The sequence below is a fragment of the Tenacibaculum sp. 190524A02b genome (assembly GCF_964036645.1).
Classification (GTDB): domain Bacteria; phylum Bacteroidota; class Bacteroidia; order Flavobacteriales; family Flavobacteriaceae; genus Polaribacter; species Polaribacter vairaonense.
In genome coordinates, this window is record NZ_OZ038525.1 from 2,406,919 (window position 1) to 2,428,393 (window position 21,475).

26 protein-coding genes are annotated in these 21,475 nt (G+C 32.9%); 10 read left to right on the forward strand and 16 right to left on the reverse strand.

The window, feature by feature from the left end:
• Positions 1 to 143 precede the first annotated feature (143 nt).
• The 9 genes from thiC (at position 144) to moeB (ending at position 8,899) form a co-directional block, all read left to right on the forward strand.
• Positions 144 to 2,003 (forward strand): phosphomethylpyrimidine synthase ThiC, encoded by a 1,860-nt coding sequence (thiC, locus tag ABNT65_RS09705; RefSeq protein ID WP_348704386.1) that lies wholly within the window; start codon positions 144 to 146, stop codon positions 2,001 to 2,003.
• A gap of 281 nt (positions 2,004 to 2,284) precedes the next feature.
• Positions 2,285 to 2,905, forward strand: a complete 621-nt coding sequence (locus ABNT65_RS09710; protein WP_348747770.1) for a thiamine phosphate synthase — start codon at positions 2,285 to 2,287, stop codon at positions 2,903 to 2,905.
• 18 nt (positions 2,906 to 2,923) lie between these two features.
• Positions 2,924 to 3,688 carry a hydroxymethylpyrimidine/phosphomethylpyrimidine kinase gene (locus tag ABNT65_RS09715; RefSeq protein ID WP_348747771.1) on the forward strand — a complete coding sequence of 255 codons (765 nt, stop codon included), beginning with the start codon at positions 2,924 to 2,926 and terminating at the stop codon, positions 3,686 to 3,688.
• Between the two features lie 5 nt (positions 3,689 to 3,693).
• On the forward strand, positions 3,694 to 4,062 hold the full coding sequence (locus ABNT65_RS09720; RefSeq protein ID WP_348747772.1) for a four helix bundle protein: 369 nt from the start codon (positions 3,694 to 3,696) through the stop codon (positions 4,060 to 4,062).
• Positions 4,063 to 4,171: 109 nt separating this feature from the next.
• Entirely contained in the window at positions 4,172 to 4,816 is a 645-nt protein-coding gene (gene thiE, locus ABNT65_RS09725) for a thiamine phosphate synthase (protein ID WP_348747773.1), read from the forward strand.
• A gap of 69 nt (positions 4,817 to 4,885) precedes the next feature.
• Positions 4,886 to 5,656 carry a thiazole synthase gene (locus tag ABNT65_RS09730; RefSeq protein ID WP_348737986.1) on the forward strand — a complete coding sequence of 257 codons (771 nt, stop codon included), beginning with the start codon at positions 4,886 to 4,888 and terminating at the stop codon, positions 5,654 to 5,656.
• A gap of 55 nt (positions 5,657 to 5,711) precedes the next feature.
• A complete protein-coding gene (locus ABNT65_RS09735) occupies positions 5,712 to 6,065 on the forward strand; it encodes a four helix bundle protein (protein WP_348737985.1) in 354 nt (117 codons plus the stop codon).
• Positions 6,066 to 6,067: 2 nt separating this feature from the next.
• Positions 6,068 to 7,255, forward strand: a complete 1,188-nt coding sequence (gene thiH / locus ABNT65_RS09740) for a 2-iminoacetate synthase ThiH (RefSeq protein WP_348747774.1) — start codon at positions 6,068 to 6,070, stop codon at positions 7,253 to 7,255.
• Between the two features lie 588 nt (positions 7,256 to 7,843).
• Entirely contained in the window at positions 7,844 to 8,899 is a 1,056-nt protein-coding gene (gene moeB, locus ABNT65_RS09745) for a molybdopterin-synthase adenylyltransferase MoeB (protein ID WP_348704959.1), read from the forward strand.
• Positions 8,900 to 8,911: 12 nt separating this feature from the next.
• Here moeB and ABNT65_RS09750 read toward each other — a convergent pair whose 3' ends face one another.
• Complete coding sequence (locus ABNT65_RS09750; RefSeq protein ID WP_348704378.1) at positions 8,912 to 9,253, reverse strand: helix-turn-helix domain-containing protein; 342 nt, start codon at positions 9,251 to 9,253, stop codon at positions 8,912 to 8,914.
• Between the two features lie 134 nt (positions 9,254 to 9,387).
• On the opposite strand from ABNT65_RS09750, the gene ABNT65_RS09755 reads away from it, so the two are divergent.
• The gene (locus ABNT65_RS09755; protein ID WP_348747775.1) at positions 9,388 to 10,266 is read left to right on the forward strand and encodes an MBL fold metallo-hydrolase; all 879 of its coding nucleotides are present in this window, start codon (positions 9,388 to 9,390) and stop codon (positions 10,264 to 10,266) included.
• Positions 10,267 to 10,325: 59 nt separating this feature from the next.
• On the opposite strand, the gene ABNT65_RS09760 is transcribed toward ABNT65_RS09755, so the two are convergent.
• From ABNT65_RS09760 to rpsE, 15 genes are all read right to left on the reverse strand, one after another.
• Complete coding sequence (locus ABNT65_RS09760; RefSeq protein ID WP_348704376.1) at positions 10,326 to 11,282, reverse strand: arginase; 957 nt, start codon at positions 11,280 to 11,282, stop codon at positions 10,326 to 10,328.
• A 62-nt stretch (positions 11,283 to 11,344) separates the two neighbouring features.
• A complete protein-coding gene (locus ABNT65_RS09765; RefSeq protein ID WP_348704375.1) occupies positions 11,345 to 12,631 on the reverse strand; it encodes a citrate synthase in 1,287 nt (428 codons plus the stop codon).
• 186 nt (positions 12,632 to 12,817) lie between these two features.
• A complete protein-coding gene (eno, locus tag ABNT65_RS09770) occupies positions 12,818 to 14,107 on the reverse strand; it encodes a phosphopyruvate hydratase (protein WP_348704374.1) in 1,290 nt (429 codons plus the stop codon).
• Positions 14,108 to 14,235: 128 nt separating this feature from the next.
• Positions 14,236 to 15,342, reverse strand: a complete 1,107-nt coding sequence (gene carA / locus ABNT65_RS09775) for a glutamine-hydrolyzing carbamoyl-phosphate synthase small subunit (RefSeq protein ID WP_348704373.1) — start codon at positions 15,340 to 15,342, stop codon at positions 14,236 to 14,238.
• A gap of 98 nt (positions 15,343 to 15,440) precedes the next feature.
• A complete protein-coding gene (rplQ, locus tag ABNT65_RS09780) occupies positions 15,441 to 15,917 on the reverse strand; it encodes a 50S ribosomal protein L17 (RefSeq protein WP_348704371.1) in 477 nt (158 codons plus the stop codon).
• Positions 15,918 to 15,979: 62 nt separating this feature from the next.
• Entirely contained in the window at positions 15,980 to 16,972 is a 993-nt protein-coding gene (locus ABNT65_RS09785; RefSeq protein ID WP_348704370.1) for a DNA-directed RNA polymerase subunit alpha, read from the reverse strand.
• A gap of 100 nt (positions 16,973 to 17,072) precedes the next feature.
• Positions 17,073 to 17,678: a 30S ribosomal protein S4 gene (rpsD, locus tag ABNT65_RS09790; protein ID WP_348704369.1), complete on the reverse strand. Its 606-nt coding sequence runs from the start codon at positions 17,676 to 17,678 to the stop codon at positions 17,073 to 17,075.
• A gap of 137 nt (positions 17,679 to 17,815) precedes the next feature.
• Positions 17,816 to 18,202 carry a 30S ribosomal protein S11 gene (rpsK, locus tag ABNT65_RS09795; protein WP_348704368.1) on the reverse strand — a complete coding sequence of 129 codons (387 nt, stop codon included), beginning with the start codon at positions 18,200 to 18,202 and terminating at the stop codon, positions 17,816 to 17,818.
• 33 nt (positions 18,203 to 18,235) lie between these two features.
• Complete coding sequence (gene rpsM, locus ABNT65_RS09800) at positions 18,236 to 18,601, reverse strand: 30S ribosomal protein S13 (RefSeq protein ID WP_348704367.1); 366 nt, start codon at positions 18,599 to 18,601, stop codon at positions 18,236 to 18,238.
• A 2-nt stretch (positions 18,602 to 18,603) separates the two neighbouring features.
• The gene (gene ykgO, locus ABNT65_RS09805; protein ID WP_010181906.1) at positions 18,604 to 18,720 is read right to left on the reverse strand and encodes a type B 50S ribosomal protein L36; all 117 of its coding nucleotides are present in this window, start codon (positions 18,718 to 18,720) and stop codon (positions 18,604 to 18,606) included.
• 12 nt (positions 18,721 to 18,732) lie between these two features.
• The gene (gene infA, locus ABNT65_RS09810; protein WP_024740627.1) at positions 18,733 to 18,948 is read right to left on the reverse strand and encodes a translation initiation factor IF-1; all 216 of its coding nucleotides are present in this window, start codon (positions 18,946 to 18,948) and stop codon (positions 18,733 to 18,735) included.
• A 1-nt stretch (position 18,949) separates the two neighbouring features.
• Positions 18,950 to 20,272 carry a preprotein translocase subunit SecY gene (secY, locus tag ABNT65_RS09815; protein WP_348704956.1) on the reverse strand — a complete coding sequence of 441 codons (1,323 nt, stop codon included), beginning with the start codon at positions 20,270 to 20,272 and terminating at the stop codon, positions 18,950 to 18,952.
• 14 nt (positions 20,273 to 20,286) lie between these two features.
• On the reverse strand, positions 20,287 to 20,736 hold the full coding sequence (rplO, locus tag ABNT65_RS09820) for a 50S ribosomal protein L15 (protein WP_348747776.1): 450 nt from the start codon (positions 20,734 to 20,736) through the stop codon (positions 20,287 to 20,289).
• 13 nt (positions 20,737 to 20,749) lie between these two features.
• Positions 20,750 to 20,932 carry a 50S ribosomal protein L30 gene (gene rpmD / locus ABNT65_RS09825; RefSeq protein ID WP_348704365.1) on the reverse strand — a complete coding sequence of 61 codons (183 nt, stop codon included), beginning with the start codon at positions 20,930 to 20,932 and terminating at the stop codon, positions 20,750 to 20,752.
• 11 nt (positions 20,933 to 20,943) lie between these two features.
• The gene (gene rpsE / locus ABNT65_RS09830; protein ID WP_412766857.1) at positions 20,944 to 21,465 is read right to left on the reverse strand and encodes a 30S ribosomal protein S5; all 522 of its coding nucleotides are present in this window, start codon (positions 21,463 to 21,465) and stop codon (positions 20,944 to 20,946) included.
• Positions 21,466 to 21,475: the final 10 nt, after the last annotated feature.

Genomic DNA, 21,475 nt, shown 5'->3' on the forward strand with positions numbered 1-21,475 from the left:
TTTTTCTCATAAGTCGGTTCGAGTGCTTTTATGAAGTGATAACGGAATAAAAATAGCTTGCGCTGTTGAAGAACAGTATATCGAGAACAGAAAAACTAAAAAAACAATAACAAAATAAAACAACAAACTAACAGCCTTAAATAATGAAGAAAAAAGACACTGCGCCAAAGCAAGACGGAATTACTAGAAATCCATTTCCAAACTCAAAAAAAATATACGTCTCAGGAAAAATCCACCCTCAAATTAAAGTAGCCATGCGTGAAATAGAACTGAGTGACACAGTGGATTCTATGACCAAAAAAAGAACGCCAAACGAACCTGTTACCGTATACGATACTTCTGGACCATATACAGACCCAAACAAAGAAATCAATATTCATAATGGGCTTGAAAGAATACGTCAACAGTGGATTTTAGACAGAGATAATGTAGAGCAATTAGATGCATTTACCTCTGAATACTGTAATGAACGATTAAATGATGCTAGTTTAGATCACTTACGTTTTAACCACCTTAAAAAACCATTACGCGCTAAAAAAGGAGAAAATGTAACCCAATTACACTACGCTAAAAAAGGAATTATTACCCCTGAAATGGAATACGTTGCCATTCGTGAAAACCAACGTATTGATGAAATGACCCGTTTATCAAAACAACATCCAGGGCAGGATTTTGGAGCTAGCATTCCTGAAAAAATCACTCCAGAATTTGTTCGTGAAGAAGTAGCAAGGGGTCGCGCTGTAATTCCTTCAAATATAAATCACCCAGAAGCAGAACCTATGATTTTAGGTAGAAACTTCTTAGTTAAAATTAACGCCAATATTGGTAACTCTGCCACTACCTCATCTATTGAAGAAGAAGTAGAAAAAGCAGTTTGGGCAGCACGTTGGGGAGCAGATAATATCATGGATTTATCTACAGGTAAAAACATTCATGAAACACGTGAGTGGATTGTCCGTAACTCACCAGTACCCGTAGGAACCGTACCTATTTACCAAGCTTTAGAAAAAGTAAACGGCGTTGCAGAAGATTTAACTTGGGAAATTTTTAGAGACACCTTAATTGAACAAGCAGAACAAGGTGTAGATTACTTTACCATTCATGCAGGAGTACGTTTAGCCTATGTACCTATGACAGCAAAACGTATTACAGGAATTGTATCTCGTGGTGGATCTATCATGGCTAAATGGTGTTTAGCACATCATAAAGAAAGCTTCTTATACACACACTTTGAAGAAATCTGTGAAATTATGAAAGCCTATGATGTTGCTTTCTCTTTAGGAGATGGTTTACGTCCGGGTTCTATTGCTGATGCTAATGATGAAGCACAATTTGCAGAACTAGAAACTTTAGGAGAATTAACTAAAATAGCTTGGAAACACGAAGTACAATGTTTCATAGAAGGTCCAGGACACGTCCCAATGCATATGATTAAAGCCAATATGGACAAACAATTAGAGGCTTGTGGCGAAGCTCCTTTCTATACATTAGGACCTTTAACCACAGACATTGCACCAGGTTATGACCACATTACTTCAGGAATTGGAGCGGCAATGATTGGTTGGTTTGGTTGTGCTATGTTATGCTATGTAACTCCAAAAGAACATTTAGGATTACCTAATAAAGACGATGTACGTACAGGAGTAGTTACCTATAAATTAGCAGCACATGCCGCTGATTTAGCAAAAGGACATCCGGGAGCACAACATAGAGATGACGCCTTAAGTAAAGCTCGTTTTGAATTCCGTTGGGAAGATCAGTTTAATTTAGGTTTAGACCCGGAATTAGCTCGTGAATATCATGATGAAACTTTACCTGCTGAAGGGGCTAAAATTGCACACTTCTGCTCTATGTGTGGGCCAAAATTCTGTTCAATGAAAATATCACAAGAAGTACGTGATTTTGCAGCAGCCAATAAAATTGAAGGAAACGAAGTGTTTGCTAAAGGAATGGAAGAAAAATCAAAAGAATTTAAAGACAAAGGTTCAGAAGTATATTTATAGTAATTTAACCCGTTGTGTACTTAAGCTACAATGCTGTCACTTCGAATGTTTTTATGAAGTGATAACGGAATTAAAAATGTATCGAGAAGTAAATAGTTCTCGATACACTTTTTCTTCCCAAAAAGCACTCGAACTAACGTGTTCTTTATTGTAAAGTTCTTGAATGTGCAACGAGTTACATTATGAATAACACAAATTCGTAATTCATAATTAAAACAGTCAACACTATTTAGTGACAAACAAGAGACAAACCGTCAACTGAACTACTGATAACTGAATACATGTTAATCGTACTAACATCAGAACAAGAAATAAAAAATGAAGCTATACTTTTAAATCAACTATTTAAAAATGGTTTAGAAATATTGCATTTAAGAAAACCTACTTTTGATATAGAAGGATACAGAAACCTGTTAAAAAAAATAAATCCCAAGTACTATCAAAACATCATGATTCATGAGCATCATGAATTATGTTTAGAATTTGGTTTGAAAGGCATTCATTTACAAGAGCAGCCCAGAATAAACTTAGGTAGTAAACTACAAGAGTACGTAAACAGTTTTCAAAATAAAAGCCAAGAGCTAAAAGCCAAAAGCCATACAGTAAGCAGTTCCTTTCATGATCCTGAAATTTTAAATAATTGTACAACCGATTTTGATTATCATATATTAAGCCCTGTTTTTTCTTCCATTTCTAAAAAGGGATATGAAGGAAAAGGCTTCGATGTAAATACAATCAATAAAAAAATAATCGGTATGGGAGGTGTTAACACAACAAGCATTCCTAAAGTATTCGCTTTAGGTTATAGCGGAATTGGTGTATTAGGAGGCATTTGGAATGCTGAAAATCCTATAGAAAGTTTTAAGGAAATTAAAAAGCAATTTGAAAAGTATATTAATTAGTAACAAATTACAAACACAATGAAACACATACTAACCATAGCAGGTATAGACCCATCAAGTGGAGCAGGGTTGACTTCAGATATTAAAACATTTGAAGCACATGGTTTGTATGGTTTAGCAGTTTGTACGGCTGTTACGGTTCAAAACGACATTGATTTTAAACAATGCACATGGATAGATCCAAAAGTTATCTTACATCAAATCCAAACACTTTTTGAACGCTTTGAAATAACAGTAGTAAAAATAGGAATTATACAATCTTGGGAAGTCTTATTAGAAATTACTCAATTACTAAAAACACTAAATCCAACTATTAAAATAATAATAGACCCAATTTTAAAAGCAAGTGCTGGTTTTAACTTTCATACCAAAGATAACTTAGAAGTTTTTGAAAAAGTAATGCACAATTGTTATTTCCTAACCCCAAATTATGATGAAATAAAAGCCCTCTTTCCTAAAAAATCAATTGAGGAAACAATAGACTTTATTGCTGAGAGAACCAATATTTATTTAAAAGGAGGACATAGAACAGATAAAAAAGGCTGGGATGAAGTTTATCATAACAAAATTGTAAAAATAAACATTCCACCTATAGCCAGTACTGTACATGAAAAACACGGAAGCGGTTGTGTACTATCATCAGCATTAGCAGCCAACATAGCCAAAGAAATTAGTTTTGAAGATATTTTTAAAAACGTAAAAAGCTATACAGAACAATTTCTAAACTCTAACGATTCGTTATTAGGTGAACACAGCTATGCAAACAATAAAGTCATGAAATAAAAGAAATGGGAAAAACAGCAACATTTGAAGACTTATTAGTTTGGCAAAAAGGACATCTTTTTGTATTAAAAATATACCAACTCACTAAAAACTTCCCCACAGAAGAAGTTTATGGACTAACCTCACAATTCAGAAGAGCAGCCATATCTATTACAGCAAACATAGCAGAAGGCTATAAGCGAATTAACAATAAAGAAAAGTTACGCTTTTATAACATATCACAAGCATCACTAGAAGAATGCCGTTATTTTCTAATACTATCAAAAGACTTAAATTATGTAGACAACATCACTCAGGAGAAAAAACTAATAGAGGAAGTAAGTAAAATGCTCAACGCATATGTCAGAAGTATCCTTAATAACACAACTAAATAATCACTAATAAAAACATCATGAACAATCTTAACTACTTAACTCCTAGTAAAAACACTAAATACTTAACTATTTTAACTCCTACTAACTCCTTAACTACTAAAATAAAAAAATGATAAGTAAACTACACTACATAACACAAGGAGAAACCCCAGGTATCCATATAGAAAACATACAAAAAGCATGTTCAGCTGGCGCAGAATGGGTACAACTTAGATTAAAAGATGTAGCTCCTAAAGTACTATTAGAAACCGCTAAAGAAGCTAGAGAAATAACAGCTCATTATCAAACTCGATTAATTATAAACGACCACTATCAAGTTGCTAAAGAGATAAATGCAGACGGAGTACACTTAGGAAAAACGGATACCTGTCCTTTAAAAGCTAGAAAACACCTTGGTAAGCTATTCACCATTGGAGGAACAGCCAACACTTTGGAAGACTGCAATATACTAATCAATAAAAAAGTAGATTACATAGGTTTAGGTCCCTACCAATTTACTGAAACGAAAAAAAACTTAAGCCCTGTATTAGGCACAAACGGATATAAATTAATCATTGAAGAATTAAAACAACAAATTCCTATTGTAGCAATTGGAGGCATCACCTTAAAAGATGTTCCTAGTATAATTCAAACAGGAGTTCATGGAATTGCTGTTTCAGGAGAAATCACCAAAAACTTCAATGTAATTACAGCATTTCATCAACTCTTAAAAGCACCTAGTACTAATGAACAAGTATACAAACTAGGGAAATAAGTTTAACAACAAGGCAAAGCTCAAGGTATTGGTATTATACCCTTTGGCAATGCCAATAACACAACAACAATGCACACACCACTAAACATAGCAGATAAAACATTCAATTCACGTTTATTCACAGGAACAGGAAAATTCAGTTCCTCACCACTAATGAAAGAAGCTCTATTAGCTTCCGAAAGTGAATTGATAACCGTAGCACTGAAACGCGTAGATGTTCAGAATGAAGAAGACGATATCCTTACGCATTTAAACCATAGTAGAATTAACCTATTACCTAATACCTCTGGAGTTAGAAATGCTAAAGAAGCTGTTTTTGCCGCTGAACTCTCAAGAGAAGCTTTAGAAACCAATTGGGTAAAATTAGAAATTCACCCAGACCCAAGATACCTACTACCCGATCCTATAGAAACCTTAAAAGCTGCTGAAGAACTGGTAAAAAAAGGATTTATAGTAATGCCTTATATCCATGCGGATCCAGTATTATGCAAACGACTAGAAGAAGTAGGTACACAATGCGTAATGCCTTTAGGTGCCCCAATAGGCAGTAACAAAGGATTAAAAACATTAGAATTTTTAGAAATCATTATAGAACAATCCAATGTTCCCGTAATAGTAGATGCAGGAATCGGAGCCCCATCACACGCAGCACACGCTATGGAAATAGGAGCAGATGCCGTATTAGTAAACACCGCAATCGCAGTCTCACAAAATCCAGTAGCCATGGCAAAAGCATTTAAAATGGCAGTAGAAGCAGGAAGAATGGCATATGAAGCAAAACTTGCTCCAGTTAAAACACAAGCCGAAGCCAGTAGCCCACTAACCTCATTCTTATCATAATTAGGTTGGCTTTTAGCCTTTAGCTATTAGCATATTTTTAATATAGAATATAGCAATGAGAGACTATAAAAAATATGATGTTTGGAAAAAATCACATGAATTAGCTTTGGAAATTTACAACCAAACAAAAAGTTTTCCTAAAGAAGAAATGTACGGAATAACTTCACAGTTAAGAAGAGCATCACTTTCAATCCCTACCAACATTGTAGAAGGAACAAGTAGAAATTCTGAAAAAGAATTTGCCCAATTTATAAACATAGCATCCGGATCATCAGCAGAAGTTGAGTATTTATTAGAGTTTTCAAAAGCTAATAACTATTTATCAGAACAACAACATATAACATTAAACAAAGAAATAATAGCTATTCGAAAAATGCTATATGTATTATATAAAAAATTAAAGAATTAATTATGTTAGCTAATAAAGAAGAAACCAAAAGCCAAGAATCAAAGGCAAAAAGCCAAAGGCTAACAGCTAACAACCAAAAGCCAAAAGCCTTCACCCAAGTCTTCAACACCTACAACTGGGATGAAACCCTACACAGTATTTTCACCAAAACCAGTACAGACGTAGAACAAGCTTTAGCAAAGGAAAAACGCAACTTAGAAGATTTTAAAGCACTCATTTCACCAGCAGCAAAATCCTATTTAGAGCAAATGGCACAAATGAGTCGTATGTTAACCAAAAAACGATTTGGAAACACCATTCAAATGTACGCCCCAATGTACCTTAGTAATGAGTGCCAAAACATATGTACATACTGTGGCTTTAGCCTAACTAACAAAATACCAAGAAGAACGCTTACAGATGATGAAATCTTAAAAGAAGTAAACTTTCTAAAACAAAAAGGATACGACCATATACTATTAGTCACTGGAGAAGCCAACCGAACAGTAGGAGTCGATTATATAAAAAATGCCATTCAATTAATAAAATCTGAGGTATCAAACATTACTATTGAAGTACAACCATTAGACCAAGACGAATACGAACTCTTGATTGAAGAAGGACTATATGCAGTATTAGTATATCAAGAAACCTACCACAGACAAGAATATAAAAAACACCATCCTAAAGGAAAGAAATCAAATTTTGATTACCGATTGGAAACACCAGACAGACTTGGTAGAGCAGGCATTCACAAAATAGGTCTAGGCGCTTTATTTGGTTTAGAAGACTGGAGAGCCGATAGTTTTTTTACCGCTTTACACCTAAGATATCTTCAAAAAACCTATTGGAAAACCAAATATTCCATTTCTTTTCCAAGACTTCGTCCACACTCTGGCGGATTAGAACCTAAAGTAGAAATGACAGATGCTGACCTTGTGCAATTAATCTGTGCATTCAGACTATTAGATGAAGATGTAGAACTATCCATGTCTACCAGAGAAAGTGAAGTATTTAGAAATAATATTGTTAATTTGGGAGCCACTTCTATGAGTGCAGAATCTAAAACAAACCCTGGAGGCTACACTGTAGAACCACAATCATTAGAACAATTTGAAATTTCAGACGAAAGAAGTACAGAAGAAATTGTAGCCATGTTAAAAAAACAAGGCTTAGAAGTCGTTTGGAAAGATTGGGAACATTTTAATTAATAAAAAGACCATAAGCAACGTAAAAAGGATGATAAGCAATTGCTAAAACACCTTAAGCAACACAAAAAAGACGGTAAGCAATGACAAAAACACCTTAAGCAACACAAAAAGGACGGTAAGCAATAGCAAAAGCACCTTAAGCAACACAAAAAGGACGGTAAGCAATAGCAAAAGCATCTTAAGCAACACAAAAAGGACGGTAAGCAATGACAAAAGCACCTTAAGCAACACAAAAAGGACGGTAAGCAATGGTTAAAACATGTTCAACAATCATAGAAAGATTATAACCATTTATAAAATAAGGTAAGTAAAAGCGATTAAAAGCAGCGCTTTTCAAGTCTTTTTCGCAGTATAGAATTTAATTCCGTTAAAAAATCTTGAAACCTTGGAAAGATTTTAGGAGTTAAATTCGGTTTTTAGCAAATGCTAAAAAATACATTGAAAAAGTGCCCTTTCTTTTGGTTCGTTTTCTTTGGGCATGCAAAGAAAATGAACAGAAAAGTTAATAAAGATACTAACTTTTGAAGTTTAGTTACATAGTTTGAAAAAGACAATAATAAATTAACAACATAAAATTTAATTACTTCTATAATGCTAACACTAGAAGAACAAAAACAATACAACCGTCATATTATCCTAGACACCATAGGAAAAGAAGGACAATTGAAATTAAAACAAGCAAAAGTATTAGTAATAGGAGCTGGTGGATTAGGCTGCCCAATCTTACAATACTTAACAGCAGCAGGTGTAGGCACTATTGGAATTATTGATGACGATGTTATTGATCAAAGTAACTTACAAAGACAAATTTTATACACCATAGATGACATTGGTAAATCTAAAGCAAAAATAGCAGCCAATAGACTAGCTAAGTTAAATCCATTTGTTCATTTTAACGTCTATAAAGAAAAACTAACCAATCAAAATGCTATTTCCTTATTCAATCTATATGACATCATTGTAGACGGAAGTGATAACTTTGCTACCAGATACCTAACCAATGATGCAGCAGTTATTACCAACAAACCTTTAGTTTACGGAGCTATATTTAAGTTTGAAGGACAAGTAAGTGTTTTTAATTACCAAGGCAGTGCTACCTACAGATGCCTATACCCTACTCCTCCCAAGCCCGATGAATCACCAAACTGTTCAGAAATTGGTGTTTTAGGCGTATTACCTGGTATTATTGGAAGCTTACAAGCCAATGAAACCATTAAAATAATATGCGGAATTGGAGAAGTTTTAGCAAATAAACTATTAATGTACGATACGTTAAGTATGCGTCAAATGCTATTAAAATTTGAAAAAACGGCACAAGCAAATATTACAGAATTAGATAACGATTACGATTTCTTTTGTGGCATAAAAACCACTTCTAATGAAATTACACAAGAAGAACTCCAAAACAATATTGACAAATACCAACTATTAGACGTAAGAGAAAATTGGGAACGAGAAGAACAACATATTGGTGGCTTACACATTCCATTAGGAGAACTCCCAGCTCGTTATAATGAAATAAACACACAAAAACCAATCGTGGTTTACTGCAAATCAGGAATCAGGAGTCTACAAGCCATTCACTTTTTAGAAACCCAATCCGATGATTTTAAATTACTCAATCTAAAAAACGGCTTACACTAGACTATATTAAAATTAATTATTCAAAATAAAAGGAACCTCTTTATTATCTAAATTCTTAATTCCCCAATCATACAAAGGAACTAAAGCTTCTAATAGTTCCTTCCCTAATGGTGTTAATGAATATACTACTTTGGGAGGTACTTCTGCATAAACCTTTCTATTAACAATACCATCCTCCTCTAATTCTTTCAATTGATTAGTTAACATTTTTTCTGAAATATTTTCGCAATCTACTTTAATCTGTCCATACCTTAATGGACCATCAATGAGTCTTACAATAATAAAAAGCTTCCATTTTCCACTAAAAACTTTTACGGCATTACTCAAAGGGCAATATGCTACTATTTTTTTCATTTTTTTTCCTCTTTAAAATAGTTATAAACAAAAAACTAACCTAATAGTTCGTTACGCACCAAAACGTAACGTATTGTTTTTTAAGAAATCACATAATAAATTCGCTTTATAATATTAGAAAACACATTTATAAAATGAAAAAAACATCCACTCTATTACTATGCATAGTATTTTTCAATTTATCATGCAATACATCATTGCTGCAATTCAAAAATAACAACTATGAACAAAAGACAAAACTACATTATATTAGGCAAGCCACATCAATACTCGAAATTAGCACAAAAAAGATAATAATTGACCCTGTTTTTGCCCAAAAAGGAGTTCTAGCTCCTATTCCATTTTCTAACAATAAAAGAAACCCTCTTAATAATTTACCTATCTCAAAAGAAAAAATACTTAAAAATACTGATGCTATTCTTTTAACACATTATCACCCTGATCATTTTGATAGTGTAGCTGAAAACACAATTCCTAAAAATATGAAAATATTTTGCCAACCCTACGATAAAGAAAAACTACAACAAAAAGGATTTACAAATATTTCTTCTATCCAAAACTCTTTACAGTGGCAAGGAATTAAAATGCAACGTTTCAAAGTACAACATCATGAAGGGGCTACAGGGCTACCTCCTTTTGGTGAATCATCGGCTTTCTTAATCGAATTTAAAAAACAAAAAATTTTTATAAGCGGAGATAGTATTTTAGATAAAAAATTAGAGAATATATTGGAAAATACAACTCCTCACTATATAATAGCTAACACAGGAGCTTGTACTTTTTCAAAACCAAATCCAGTGTTAACTCCTGGAATGCATATGACATTTACTAAAGAAGAACTTATAAATATTTCAAAAATAATCCCTAAAACTAAAATAATCCCAATACATATGGACGCTATTAATCACTGTGGATTAACAAAAAAAGAATTACAATCTTACATCAACACACAACACAGCGAAATAAAACACCGAATCATAATTCCAAAAGAAGGTGAAACACTTACCCTTTAAAAGAAAAAATCTCGAGGCTATATTAGCTTCGAGATTTTTTGTATTTCAACACAATAATACTATGATAATTCTTTAATTGTCTCTGTAATATCTTCTAAAATTTCAAAAGCAGTTTCAGCCATTTTATTTCCTTTAAAATCTAATAAAGGATTTACTTCAACAAACTCAACACAAGCTACTTTCTTACTTCTTAGTAATCTATTAATCATATCTTTAATTTCTTGGTCATCAAAACCTCTTGGAACTGGAGTACCTGTACCATACGAAATCATATCACAATCCATAGCATCAACATCAAAAGAAACATAAAGCACATCACACTCACTAAGCTTATCAAGAGCTTCATCAATACAAGTTTCTAAACCTCTAAAACGAACTTCTGCTACTTGGTAATTCTTAATACCATGCTTTTCCATTTGTTTGTTTTCTGGTTCTTCTGTATCTCTTACCCCAAAAAACACGACATCCTCTGGATTAACTTTTTGTCCAAAAACACCAATATTTTTCATTCTATCCCAATACTCTGCCGTCTCTCTATCAACATCGTTAATCTGACAATCTAGGTTATCATCAGCTATTACTGCAGCTAAAGGCATTCCATGAATATTACCTGAAGGAGAAGTATAAGGTGAATGCAGGTCACCATGAGCATCTATCCAGATTACTCCTACTCTCTTGGTTGAATTTGCTGCTTTAACACCACTAATAGTTCCCAAAGCAGAAGAGTGATCTCCAGATAAAACAATAGGAAACTTACCTTCTTGTAAATTAACTTTCACATGATTTGATAATCTTTTACACTGATTAAAAACATTACCAATTCTTTTAGCAAAAGAATTATTTACTTTATTGTAAATAGACTCGTTTTCTGTTATTACATCTTCAAATTCATGCTCTTCGAAATAACTACTTTTCTTATTAATTGCTGCTATTTCTATAGCATCTATCCCCATATCAGAACCTCTAGTACCTGCTCCAATATCTGATCTATTTTTTATAATCTTTATTTCTTTCATATTAAAAAATATAAGTACAACAAAAAATGTCATTTAATAAATTAAATGACATTTTTTAGTTTTTATCTTTTATCTAACTCTACAAAAGGTCTGTAGTTTTCTCCAGTATATACTTGTCTTGGACGCCCAATAGGTTCCTTACGTAATCTCATTTCTCTCCACTGTGCTATCCAACCTGGTAAACGACCTAAAGCAAACATCACTGTAAACATTTCAACAGGAATTCCTAAAGCTCTGTATATTATCCCTGAATAAAAATCTACATTTGGATATAATTTTCTTTTCACAAAGTATTCATCATTAAGTGCTTCTTGCTCTAGTCCTTTAGCAATATCTAATATTGGATCTTTAACCCCTAAATCATTTAATACTTCATCAGCCGCCTTTTTAATGATCCTTGCTCTTGGATCAAAGTTTTTATAAACTCTGTGTCCGAATCCCATTAAACGGAAAGGGTCATTCTTATCCTTAGCTTTAGCCATGTATTTCTTAGTGTCTCCTCCATCAGCTTTAATTGCTTCTAACATTTCCAATACTGCTTGATTAGCACCACCATGTAAAGGTCCCCATAAAGCTGAAATACCTGCTGATAAAGATGCAAATAAACCTGCATGAGAAGACCCTACAATTCTTACTGTAGAGGTAGAACAGTTTTGCTCATGATCAGCATGTAAGATTAATAACTTATCTAAAGCATTTAATACTATTGGATTGATTTCATATTCTTCATTAGGTTTTTCAAACATCATTTTCATAACATTCTCAACACATCCTAATTTTTTAGATCCGTAATTTAAAGGTAGCCCTTGCTTTTTACGCATAGTCCAAGCCACCAACACAGGAAATTTACCCATAATTTTAACTATGGCATTATACATATCCTCTTCTGAATCTACATTTACAGAAGATGGATTAAACGCAGTCAATGCAGATGTTAAAGATGATAAAACTCCCATTGGGTGTGCATTTCTTGGAAATGCATCTAAAATCTTTTTAATATCATCGTCAACTATAGCGTTATCTAAAATATCTCTGTAAAACTTATCCAGTTGTTCCTTATTTGGTAATTCACCAAAAATTAATAAATAAGCAACTTCTAAAAAATCTGCTTTTTCTGCTAATTCTTCAATCGAATATCCTCTATATCTTAATACTCCTTCCTCTCCATTTAAAAATGTAATAGCACTTTGGCAAGAACCTGTATTCTTATACCCTGGATCAACAGTTATAATACCACCACTAGCTCCTCTTAGGGTTTTAATATCAATTGCAGTTTCATTTTCTGTCCCTTTAATTAACGGGAACTCATAAGTGTTTTCGCCAATTTGTAATTTTGCTATATCTGACATTTTTTATTTTAAAATTTTTATGATTGAAATTAGTTGCGAAGATACCATTTTTTATAACATTTTAAAAGTTGGTATACATCGATTTTGAATATAAAAAAATAAGTTTTATTTATTTATTAATACTTCAAAATAAAAGCCTTGTAACTTTATATCACAAGGCTTATTATTTACACATATACTTTTGATTTACTTAACTTTAAAAGCTTTTTCTTTTGGATAAAAAGCTACATCAGCTAGTTCTTCTTCAATACGTAATAATTGATTATATTTAGCCATACGATCCGATCTTGAAGCCGAACCTGTTTTAATTTGCCCTGTATTTAAAGCAACTGCTAAATCTGCAATTGTATTGTCTTCTGTTTCTCCAGAACGGTGACTCATTACAGAAGTATAACCTGCATTATGAGCCATATTTACAGCCGCAATAGTTTCTGTTAAAGTACCTATTTGATTTACTTTTATCAAAATTGAATTCGCAGTATTATTTTCAATTCCTCTAGATAAACGTTCAACATTAGTTACAAATAAATCATCACCTACTAACTGTACTTTATCTCCAACCTTTTCTGTTAAATACTTCCATCCATCCCAGTCATTCTCATCCATCCCATCTTCAATAGATATAATTGGATATTTTTCACAAAGCTCAGCTAAATAATCAGCTTGTTCTTTACTTGTTCTAACCTCACCTTTAGCACCTTCAAACTTTGTATAATCATATTTTCCATCAACATAAAACTCAGCTGAAGCACAATCTAAAGCAATCATTACTTCATCTCCAAACTTATATCCTGCATTTTTAGTAGCTAAAGCAATTGTCTCAATAGCATCCTCGGTCCCTTCTAAAGTTGGTGCAAAACCACCTTCATCCCCTACAGCAGTAGATAAGTTTCTATCATGAAGTACTTTCTTTAGATTATGAAAAATCTCTGAACCTATTTGCATAGCTTCTGTAAAGCTATTTGCCTTTACTGGCATTACCATAAACTCTTGAAATGCAATTGGTGCATCTGAGTGTGACCCTCCATTAATAATATTCATCATAGGAACTGGTAAAGTATTAGCAGAAACACCTCCTACATAACGATATAAAGGTAGAGCTAATTCGTTAGCTGCTGCCTTTGCTGCTGCTAATGATACTCCTAAAATTGCATTAGCTCCTAACTTTGATTTATTAGGTGTTCCATCTAAATCAATCATGATTTTATCAATCATATTTTGTTCAAAAACTGAAACTCCTAATAATTCTTGAGCAATAAGTGTATTCACATTTTCAACTGCTTTTAGTACACCTTTCCCCATATACTTATTTCCACCATCACGCAACTCTACAGCCTCATGCTCACCTGTTGAAGCTCCTGAAGGTACTGCTGCTCTACCTACAAAACCATTCTCTGTAGTTACATCTACCTCTACAGTTGGGTTACCTCTAGAATCAAAAATTTGACGTGCGTGAATGTTGATTATAATACTCATAGTTGTTTTATTTGTTAGTATTTTATGGTAGCCAATTTACAAATTACTACCCTTTTATTCTTTTATTTTATTGTGATTTTGCGAAAACGTTATCAAACATAAATTCCCGCAAAGCGGGAATTTAGTTATTATTTCTGTTTTCTAATATTTTCTATAAATTGATCGAATAAATATTCCGCATCATTAGGCCCAGGACTTGCCTCTGGATGATACTGTACAGAAAAAACATTTTTATTTTTCATTCGAATACCTGCTACAGTATTGTCATTCAAATGTACATGTGTTATTTCTATATCTGGATGTGCTTCAGTTTCTTCTCTATTAATAGCAAAACCATGATTTTGAGATGTTATTTCTCCTTTTCCTGTAATTAAGTTTTTAACAGGGTGATTTATTCCACGGTGTCCATTATGCATTTTATATGTCGAAATTCCATTAGCCAATGCAATTACCTGATGACCTAAACATATACCAAATAATGGTAAATTCTTCTCTATAATTTCTTTTGCGGTATTTTGAGCATCAACTAAAGGTTCTGGATCACCAGGTCCATTAGAAATAAAGTAACCATCAGGATTGAAATCATTCATTTCTTTGAAACTACTATTATAAGGATACACCTTTATATAGGCTCCTCTTTTAGCTAAATTTCTCAAAATATTTTTCTTTATCCCAATATCTAATGCAGAAATTTTGATTGGAGCATTTTTATCTCCAACAAAATAAGGCTCTTTTGTTGATACTTTAGAAGCTAATTCCAGTCCTTTCATATTAGGAATATTAGCTAACTTATTTTTTAATTCATCAACTTTATCTACTTCAGTGGATATAATTGCATTCATAGCTCCATTATCCCTAATATATGATACTAATGCTCTAGTATCAACATCAGAAATAGCTACTAAATTATGTTTTACAAACCAATCCTTTAGGTTACCATCAGAACCAGCTCTTGAATGTGTAAAACTAAAATTTCTACATATTAATCCAGAGATTTTAATTCCATCTGACTCAACCTCTTCATCAGAAACCCCATAGTTTCCAATATGAGCATTAGTTGTTACCATTAACTGTCCAAAATAAGATGGATCAGTGAAAACTTCTTGGTAACCTGTCATTCCTGTATTAAAACAAATCTCACCTGTTGAAGTACCTTCTATTCCAATAGATTTACCATAGAATACAGTTCCATCTGCTAATAAGACTAATGCTTTTTTACGTGCCTGATATTTCATTTAGTGTGTGTTGTGTATTTCGGTTGCAAAAATATATAAAAAAAGGGATAAACATTAAATGCCCATCCCTTTTATATGATTGATAAAAATTTTCATTTTTATTCTTCTTCTTGTGAAGTTGGAGTTTCAACTGGAGCAGCAACAGCCGCTTTCTTACCTCCACGACGACTACGGCGTGTAGTTTTCTTAGCTTTGTTGCCTTTAGGATTGTATAACTCGTTGTAATCAACTAATTCAACCATAGCCATTGGAGCGTTATCTCCTTGACGATTTCCTAATTTTATTATACGAACATAACCTCCTGGTCTATCTCCTACTTTTACAGAAATTTCTTTAAATAATTCTGTAACAGCAAATTTGTTACGTAAGTAACTGAATACTACACGACGATTGTGAGTTGTATCATCCTTAGATTTTGTAATTAAAGGTTCAACAAACTTACGTAAAGCTTTAGCTTTAGCTTCTGTAGTATTAATGCGCTTATGTTCAATTAATGAACAAGCCATGTTTGATAACATTGCTTTTCTATGCGCAGTCTTTCTTCCTAAATGATTAAATTTCTTTCCGTGTCTCATGACATTTGGGTTTAGCTTTCATCTTGCTTCAACTCATTAATTGAGGAGCAAAATATGAAAGGTTAATCTCTATCTAATTTGTATTTGCTTAAATCCATTCCGAAATTTAAACCTTTGTTAATCACTAACTCTTCTAATTCTGTTAATGATTTTTTACCAAAGTTTCTGAACTTCATTAAATCACTTTTGTTAAACGATACTAAATCTCCTAAAGTATCAACTTCGGCTGCTTTTAAACAGTTTAATGCACGTACAGATAAATCCATATCTACTAACTTAGTCTTTAATAACTGACGCATATGTAATGATTCTTCATCATATGTTTCAGTTTGTGCAATCTCATCCGCTTCTAATGTAATACGCTCATCAGAGAATAACATGAAATGGTGAATTAATATTTTAGCAGCTTCTGTTAAAGCGTCCTTAGGATTTATTGATCCATCAGTATCAATATCGAAAACTAATTTTTCGTAATCTGTCTTTTGCTCTACACGGAAATTTTCTATTGCATACTTTACATTCTTAATAGGAGTGTAAATAGAATCAGTAAAAATAGTTCCTAATGGAGCTCCGGCTCTTTTATTTTCTTCAGCAGGGACAAATCCTCTCCCTTTTTCTATTGTGATTTCAGCATTGAAGCTAACTGACTTATCCATGTTACATAAAACTAAATCTGGGTTTAAAACCTGAAACCCTGAAATAAATTTTTGTAAATCACCTGCAGTTAATTGCTCTTGTCCAGATACAGCTATAGAAACTGTTTCTCTATCAGACTCTTCAATCTGCTTTTTAAAACGAACTTGTTTTAAGTTTAAAATGATTTCTGTAACATCTTCAACAACACCTTCAATAGTTGAAAACTCATGATCTACACCATCTACTCTTAATGATGTAATTGCAAAACCTTCTAAAGAAGATAATAATACTCTTCTTAAAGCATTCCCTACCGTTAAACCGAAACCTGGCTCTAAAGGTCTGAACTCAAATCTACCTGTAAAATCAGTAGATTCAACCATTATTACTTTATCTGGTTTTTGAAAATTTAAAATTGCCATATATTTTTCTTCGTTTTAATTGTTATCCAGTTGCGCGGTCTATAGGTTTGAAGAAATACGAATAAACCCTTTGGCTGCATACCAATATGTTGTTAATTTATTACTTAGAATATAATTCTACGATTAACTGTTCTTTGATGTTTTCTGGTATTTGTAATCTTTCTGGTACTTTTACAAATGTTCCAGCTTTTTGATCAGCATTCCAGCTTAACCACTCATATACATTACTATTAGCTGCTAAAGCATTTTCAATTGCTTCTAAAGATTTAGATTTTTCTCTTACAGCAACCACATCTCCAGCTCTTAATCTGTATGATGGGATATTAACGATATCACCATTAACAGTAATGTGACGGTGAGAAACTAATTGACGCGCAGCTCTTCTAGAGTTAGCAACACCTAAACGGTAAACTACATTATCTAAACGAGACTCACATAATTGTAATAAAACCTCACCAGTAATTCCCTTAGAAGATGATGCCTTTTTAAATAAGTTACTGAATTGACGCTCAAGAATACCATAAGTATACTTAGCTTTTTGCTTTTCCATTAACTGGATTGCATATTCAGATTTTTTTCCTCTTCTTTTACCTACTCCATGTTGTCCTGGAGGGTAATTTCTTTTTTCGAAGTTTTTATCATCTCCGAAGATTGCTTCACCAAACTTACGAGCAATCTTAGTTTTTGGTCCTGTATATCTTGCCATTTCTAATTAATTGAGTAGGGATTATGAATTAAGGCTTACTCCTTCGATAATCTTATTTCCTACTTAGGTTAAAATTTATACTTTAAAGTTTACCTATATAATAGATAAACAAAAGTATAAACTGAAACTAGTTCAGCTTATACTCTTCTTCTTTTAGGTGGACGACATCCATTATGAGGAATTGGAGTAACATCAATAATTTCTGTTACTTCTATACCTGAATTATGAATAGATCTTATTGCAGATTCTCTACCGTTACCTGGTCCTTTTACATATACTTTAACTTTACGTAATCCAGCTTCTTTTGCTACAGAAGCACAATCTTCTGCTGCTAACTGAGCTGCATAAGGAGTATTTTTCTTAGATCCTCTAAAGCCCATTTTACCAGCTGAAGACCAAGAGATAACATCTCCTTTTTTGTTTGTTAAAGATATAATTATATTGTTGAATGATGCAGTAACGTGTGCTTCACCTACTGACTCAATTACAACTTTACGTTTCTTTGTTACTTTAGACTTTGCCATGATTCTTTACTATTAGTAAAAATAATCTAACGATTATTTTTTCTTGTTAGCTACAGTTTTTCTCTTACCTTTTCTTGTACGAGAGTTATTCTTAGTTCTTTGACCTCTTAATGGTAATCCAAGTCTGTGACGAATACCTCTTTGACATCCGATGTCCATTAAACGCTTAATGTTTAATTGAACTTCAGAACGTAACTCACCCTCTATTGTGTAAGTTCCAACTTGCTCACGAATTGCTGCAATTTGATCATCAGTCCAATCTTGAACTTTGATACTCTCATCTATTTTTGCTTCTGCTAAGATTTCTTTAGCTCTGCTTCTTCCTATACCAAAGATGTAAGTTAAAGCAATAACTCCTCTTTTATTCTTTGGAATATCAATACCTGCGATTCTAGCCATAACTACCCTTGTCTTTGTTTAAATCTAGGATTCTTTTTATTTATTACATATAATCTGCCCTTTCTGCGTACAATTTTGCAGTCGGCACTTCTTTTCTTTAATGATGCTCTTACTTTCATCAGTTTTGTTTTTTAATATCTGTAAGTAATTCTTGCCTTCGATAAATCATAAGGACTCATTTCAAGCTTTACCTTATCACCAGGTAATAATTTTATATAGTGCATACGCATTTTCCCTGAAATGTGAGCCGTAACAATATGCCCATTTTCTAACTCTACACGAAACATTGCATTTGATAATGCTTCTGTTATTGTTCCATCTTGTTGAATTGCTGGTTGCTTAGCCATATTACTTTAATGATTTTCTATTACTATTACCTGTTTTCATTAAACCGTCATAACGGCTATTTAATAAGTATGAGTTTATCTGTTGAATTGTATCAATTGCAACTCCTACCATAATGATTAAAGATGTTCCTCCGTAAAACATTGCCCAATTTTGAGTAACTCCAAATTTCACAATGATTGCTGGTAAAACCGATAAAGCTGCTAAGAATAAAGATCCTGGAAAAGTTATTCTTGATAACACAGAATCTAAGTAATCAGCAGTTTCTTCACCTGGTTTATAACCTGGAACAAAACCATTACTTCTCTTTAAATCTTCTGCCATTTTATTTGTAGGAATAGTAATTGCCGTATAAAAGTAACTGAAGACAATAATTAAGATAGCAAATATAACATTGTACCATAAACCGAAATTATCAGCTAAACTGTTTAAAGCTGGAAACTTTTGACCTAATGCCACTGGTAAAAACATAATTGCTTGTGCAAATATAATAGGCATAACTCCTGCTGCATTTAATTTAAGCGGGATATACTGTCTAGCTCCATCAACATCTTTAATGTTAGTAACTGCAGTACGTCTTGCATACTGTACGGCCACTTTTCGAACAGCTGTAACTAATAATACTGTTAATAAAATTACTACAAACCAAACTATTAATTCTATTAAAATCATCATGATTCCACCACCTCCAGCATTTTCAGTTTTAGAAACTACTTCTTGTAAAAATGCTACTGGAAAGTTTGCGATAATACCAACAGTAATTAATAATGAAATTCCATTACCAACTCCTTTATCGGTAATTCTTTCACCTAACCACATAGCAAAAATTGTTCCTGCTGTTAATAATATCATTGATGATACCCAAAACGTTAAACCAGGTACTAAAAACGCAGAATCAGGTAACCCGAACTGAGTTTTAATTGCTGTGATATATGTTGGTCCTTGAACTAAAGTTATTAAGATGGTTAACCATCTTGTAATTTGTGTAATCTTTTTTCTTCCACTTTCACCATCTTTTTGAAGTTTTTGTAAGTAAGGAACTGCTATTCCCATTAATTGAACTACAATAGATGCTGAAATGTAAGGCATAATACCAAGTGCCATTACTGACGCTCTAGCAAATGCACCTCCTGTAAATGCGTTTAATAAACCTAAAAGACCACCTCCTGCTTGATCTTTTAATGCCGCTAATTGTGTAGGATCTATTCCTGGTAAGGGAACAGCTGCCATAAAACGATACACAGCAATTAAACCAATAGTTAAAAGTATTTTTTCTTTTAACTCTTCAATTTTGAAAATGTCTCTTAAAGTATTTATAAAATTCATCATTTACAGTTTTCTTATAAGGTTACCGCCTCGCCTCCAGCAGCTTCAATAGCAGCTTTTGCTGTAGCAGTAAATTTATGTACAGTAATATTTAATTTAGCTTTTAACTCACCACGACCTAATATTTTCACTAAATCGTTTTTACGAGCTAAACGGTTTTCAACTAATACATCTAAATTCACAGTATCAGTAATTCTACCATTATCTACTAAACTTTGTAATTTATCTAAATTTACACCAACATATTCTTTTCTATTGATATTTGTGAAACCAAATTTAGGCACACGTCTTTGAAGAGGCATTTGTCCACCTTCAAAACCAATTTTACGAGAATATCCTGAACGAGATTTAGCTCCTTTGTGTCCTCTTGTAGAGGTACCTCCATGACCAGAACCTTCTCCACGAGCGACTCTTTTACCGCTTTTTGTAGATCCTGCTGCTGGTTTTAAGTTATGTAAACTCATTTTATATATCTTCTTATTTAATTTCTTCTACAGAAACTAAGTGTTGAACTTTATTAACCATTCCTAAAACTGCAGGAGTAGCGTTATGCTCTACAGTTTGATTCACTTTACGTAATCCTAAAGCCTCTAACGTCAATTTTTGATTTTTAAGTCGACCTATTTGGCTTTTTACTTGTGTAACTCTAATTTTACTCATCGTCTTAAAATTTATCCGTTAAATACTTTCTCTAAAGAAATACCTCTTTGCTTAGCTATTGTTTCAGCACTACGTAATTGTAATAAAGCGTCAAAAGTAGCTTTTACAACATTGTGAGGGTTTGATGATCCTTGAGACTTTGATAATACGTCTTTTATACCTACAGATTCTAATACAGAACGAACTGCACCACCTGCTATAACTCCTGTACCATGAGATGCTGGTTTGATGAATACTTTTGCACCACCAAACTTACCTTTTTGCTCATGAGGTAATGTTCCGTCTAATATAGGAATACGAACTAAGTTTTTCTTAGCATCTTCCACTGCTTTTGCTATTGCAGAAGAAACATCCTTAGATTTTCCTAAACCGTGTCCAACAACACCGTTACCATCACCAACAACAACAATTGCAGAGAAACCAAATGCTCTACCTCCTTTTGTTACTTTAGTAACACGTTGAACTCCTACTAATTTATCTACAAGCTCTAATCCGCTTGGTTTTACTCTTTCTACGTTTTTATATCCTAACATAATATAATTT

Excerpts from the sequence above, each read along its gene's own strand:
- thiC (WP_348704386.1), top strand. The coding sequence starts at position 144 with ATGAAGAAAAAAGACACTGCGCCAAAGCAAGACGGAATTACTAGAAAT.
- ABNT65_RS09710 (WP_348747770.1), top strand. The coding sequence starts at position 2,285 with ATGTTAATCGTACTAACATCAGAACAAGAAATAAAAAATGAAGCTATA.
- ABNT65_RS09715 (WP_348747771.1), top strand. The coding sequence starts at position 2,924 with ATGAAACACATACTAACCATAGCAGGTATAGACCCATCAAGTGGAGCA.
- ABNT65_RS09720 (WP_348747772.1), top strand. The coding sequence starts at position 3,694 with ATGGGAAAAACAGCAACATTTGAAGACTTATTAGTTTGGCAAAAAGGA.
- thiE (WP_348747773.1), top strand. The coding sequence starts at position 4,172 with ATGATAAGTAAACTACACTACATAACACAAGGAGAAACCCCAGGTATC.
- ABNT65_RS09730 (WP_348737986.1), top strand. The coding sequence starts at position 4,886 with ATGCACACACCACTAAACATAGCAGATAAAACATTCAATTCACGTTTA.
- ABNT65_RS09735 (WP_348737985.1), top strand. The coding sequence starts at position 5,712 with ATGAGAGACTATAAAAAATATGATGTTTGGAAAAAATCACATGAATTA.
- thiH (WP_348747774.1), top strand. The coding sequence starts at position 6,068 with ATGTTAGCTAATAAAGAAGAAACCAAAAGCCAAGAATCAAAGGCAAAA.
- ABNT65_RS09750 (WP_348704378.1), bottom strand. The coding sequence starts at position 9,253 with ATGAAAAAAATAGTAGCATATTGCCCTTTGAGTAATGCCGTAAAAGTT.
- ABNT65_RS09755 (WP_348747775.1), top strand. The coding sequence starts at position 9,388 with ATGAAAAAAACATCCACTCTATTACTATGCATAGTATTTTTCAATTTA.
- ABNT65_RS09760 (WP_348704376.1), bottom strand. The coding sequence starts at position 11,282 with ATGAAAGAAATAAAGATTATAAAAAATAGATCAGATATTGGAGCAGGT.
- ABNT65_RS09765 (WP_348704375.1), bottom strand. The coding sequence starts at position 12,631 with ATGTCAGATATAGCAAAATTACAAATTGGCGAAAACACTTATGAGTTC.
- eno (WP_348704374.1), bottom strand. The coding sequence starts at position 14,107 with ATGAGTATTATAATCAACATTCACGCACGTCAAATTTTTGATTCTAGA.
- carA (WP_348704373.1), bottom strand. The coding sequence starts at position 15,342 with ATGAAATATCAGGCACGTAAAAAAGCATTAGTCTTATTAGCAGATGGA.
- rplQ (WP_348704371.1), bottom strand. The coding sequence starts at position 15,917 with ATGAGACACGGAAAGAAATTTAATCATTTAGGAAGAAAGACTGCGCAT.
- ABNT65_RS09785 (WP_348704370.1), bottom strand. The coding sequence starts at position 16,972 with ATGGCAATTTTAAATTTTCAAAAACCAGATAAAGTAATAATGGTTGAA.
- rpsD (WP_348704369.1), bottom strand. The coding sequence starts at position 17,678 with ATGGCAAGATATACAGGACCAAAAACTAAGATTGCTCGTAAGTTTGGT.
- rpsK (WP_348704368.1), bottom strand. The coding sequence starts at position 18,202 with ATGGCAAAGTCTAAAGTAACAAAGAAACGTAAAGTTGTAATTGAGTCA.
- rpsM (WP_348704367.1), bottom strand. The coding sequence starts at position 18,601 with ATGGCTAGAATCGCAGGTATTGATATTCCAAAGAATAAAAGAGGAGTT.
- ykgO (WP_010181906.1), bottom strand. The coding sequence starts at position 18,720 with ATGAAAGTAAGAGCATCATTAAAGAAAAGAAGTGCCGACTGCAAAATT.
- infA (WP_024740627.1), bottom strand. The coding sequence starts at position 18,948 with ATGGCTAAGCAACCAGCAATTCAACAAGATGGAACAATAACAGAAGCA.
- secY (WP_348704956.1), bottom strand. The coding sequence starts at position 20,272 with ATGAATTTTATAAATACTTTAAGAGACATTTTCAAAATTGAAGAGTTA.
- rplO (WP_348747776.1), bottom strand. The coding sequence starts at position 20,736 with ATGAGTTTACATAACTTAAAACCAGCAGCAGGATCTACAAAAAGCGGT.
- rpmD (WP_348704365.1), bottom strand. The coding sequence starts at position 20,932 with ATGAGTAAAATTAGAGTTACACAAGTAAAAAGCCAAATAGGTCGACTT.
- rpsE (WP_412766857.1), bottom strand. The coding sequence starts at position 21,465 with ATGTTAGGATATAAAAACGTAGAAAGAGTAAAACCAAGCGGATTAGAG.